Consider the following 2,680-nt stretch of genomic DNA (forward strand, 5'->3'; position numbering starts at 1 on the left):
CCGCCTCCAGCGCCTGCTTGCCGCCATCGTGGCTGGCGATGGCCACCACCTGGTCCGGGGTCAGGCCATGTTGCTCGCACAGCTCCGGCAACAGCCGCTGCACCGTCTCCAGCGCCTGCTTGCCGCCCTTATTGCTGGCGATGGCCACCACCTGGGCCGGGGTCAGGCCATGTTGCTCGCACAGCACCGGCAACAGCCGCTGCACCGCCTCCAGCGCCTGCTTGCCGCCATCGTNATCGTGGCTGGCGATGGCCACCACCTGGTCCGGGGTCAGGCCATGTTGCTCGCACAGCTCCGGCAACAGCCGCTGCACCGTCTCCAGCGCCTGCTTGCCGCCGCCATTGCTGGCGATGGCCACCACCCGGGCCGGGGTCAGGCCATGTTGCTCGCACAGCTCCGGCAACAGCCGCTGCACCGCCTCCAGCGCCTGCTTGCCGCCATCGTGGCTGGCGATGGCCACCACCTGGTCCGGGGTCAGGCCATGTTGCTCGCACAGCTCCGGCAACAGCCGCTGCACCGTCTCCAGCGCCTGCTTGCCGCCGCCATTGCTGGCGATGGCCACCACCTGGTCCGGGGTCAGGCCATGTTGCTCGCACAGCACCGGCAACAGCCGCTGCACCGTCTGCAGCGCCTGCTTGCCGCCGCCATTGCTGGCGATGGCCACCACCCGGGCCGGGGTCAGGCCATGTTGCTCGCACAGCACCGGCAACAGCCGCTGCACCGTCTCCAGCGCCTGTTTGCCGCCAATATTGCTAGCGATGGCCACCACCTGGTCCGGGGCCAGGCCATGTTGCTCGCACAGCTCCGGCAACAGCCGCTGCACCGCCTCCAGCGCCTGCTTGCCGCCGCCATTGCTGGCGATGGCCATCACCTGGGCCGGGGTCAGGCCATGTTGCTCGCACAGCTCCGGCAACAGCCGCTGCACCGCCTCCAGCGCCTGCTTGCCGCCGCCATTGCTGGCGATGGCCATCACCTGGTCCGGGGTCAGGCCATGTTGCTCGCACAGCTCCGGCAACAGCCGCTGCACCGTCTCCAGCGCCTGCTTGCCGCCGCCATTGCTGGCGATGGCCACCACCTGCTCCGGGGTCAGGCCATGTTGCTTGCACAGCACCGGCAACAGCCGCTGCACCGCCTCCAGCGCCTGCTTGCCGCCAATATTGCTGGCGATGGTCACCACCTGGGCCGGGGTCAGGCCATGTTGCTCGCACAGCACCGGCAACAGCCGCTGCACCGTCTCCAGCGCCTGTTTGCCGCCAATATTGCTAGCGATGGTCACCACCTGGGCCGGGGTCAGGCCATGTTGCTCGCACAGCACCAGCAACAGCCGCTGCACCGTCTCCAGCGCCTGCTTGCCGCCATCGTGGCTGGCGATGGCCACCACCTGGTCCGGGGCCAGGCCATGTTGCTCGCACAGCACCGGCAACAGCCGCTGCACCGTCTCCAGCGCCTGTTTGCCGCCAATATTGCTGGCGATGGTCACCACCTGGGCCGGTGTCAGGTTCAGGGGAGCGCCCGTCAGTGCATTGCGCCATGCATGCACTGCTTCCACCGCGGTCACACCGCCACCTTTTGCAATCTTGAGAAGTTGGCCTGTGTCCAACTGTAACGGTGGACCTCTCAACTCTCCCCCCACCGTGAGCAATGCCTCCAGGGCGCGTGCGCCGGACCACTGTTTGCCGACGCCAACGATGTCTTCATGTGCCGCCTCCGGCAACGCCGCGATCATGGCCTGGTACTTGACAGCGATGGTCCCTAACGCTGCCGGGTGTTGGCTGAGCGCAACGATGTGCGCGTGTGTAAACCCATGGCCGATCAGTGCCTCGTGGTGCTGTGCTACTGTCGAATGAGCCTTCGGTTTGATCTTCTCTTGCTGCTGCTGGCTGTAGCCGAGGGTGCGTAGATCCACCTGCGCGGCCGGTGAAGCGTCGGAGGCTTGCGCAGCACGCCGTCGCGGTGCCGGCTTGGCGCGCGACGGCCACGCGGGCGTCACAGCGACCTGCACGGTGGCTTGCGGGTCATCGGCTGCACGCAGACCCGATTGCACATCTCCTGAGGCAGCCTCTGTATGAGGAGCGCCGAAGGCAGACATCGAATCAAAAAGCGATGTATCAAGAAGCGACGGATCGAACTGACGGAGCAGATCGCTGAAACTGCCCGCTGAGAACGCAGGCAAGGGTGCAGGGGGAGACGGGAGACGGGTTCGGGACATCGTCCGTCGAGCGGGCAAGCCATCCAGGGGGCTGCCAGCAGGCGGAGCCCCCCCGCGATCTGCAGTCGGCTGCGGCTGAACCCTATCCGGCTGGGGTCCGGCCAGAAGTTCGTGGGCAGGACTTGGAGTGCGCGGACGAATGGGATCCATCAGGTATACCTTTTTATAAAAAAGATGGTTGCCTCAAGACTAAAAGGTCGCCCCTGAAAAACCCCTAACCACATCCATTGCAGGCCGTCCCCCGCATTTTCGGCGTGCTGGAACTGCCAGTTTTCGTTAATGTACGCACTGGTTTCTGGCAGTTTTCGCCCATGCGCACACGCCGTCCCGCTGCCGAGCACCTACCTGCCGATGAGTTGTTTCGTTCGCGTCTGGAAAACCAGATCGACCTGCGCCATCCACTGGTTCAACTAAGCCATCGGCTGCCGTGGAGTGCGTTGGAGCAGGCGCTATCGCCACGATTGCCGGCCA

The 2,680-nt window shown here is 65.6% G+C and carries 1 protein-coding gene and 1 pseudogene; one reads left to right on the plus strand and one right to left on the minus strand.

Features of this window, described 5'->3' with window-relative positions:
- A partial coding sequence (avrBs3, locus tag A7D16_RS19475) for a type III secretion system effector avirulence protein AvrBs3 (RefSeq protein WP_064634871.1) occupies nucleotides 1–2,359 on the minus strand: 2,359 nt, incomplete at its 3' end.
- Nucleotides 2,360–2,520: 161 nt separating this feature from the next.
- Here avrBs3 and A7D16_RS22145 point away from each other — a divergent pair.
- Nucleotides 2,521–2,680, plus strand: a pseudogene (locus A7D16_RS22145) (IS5/IS1182 family transposase); the annotation flags it as partial.

The sequence above is a fragment of the Xanthomonas nasturtii genome, assembly GCF_001660815.1.
Lineage (GTDB): Bacteria > Pseudomonadota > Gammaproteobacteria > Xanthomonadales > Xanthomonadaceae > Xanthomonas > Xanthomonas nasturtii.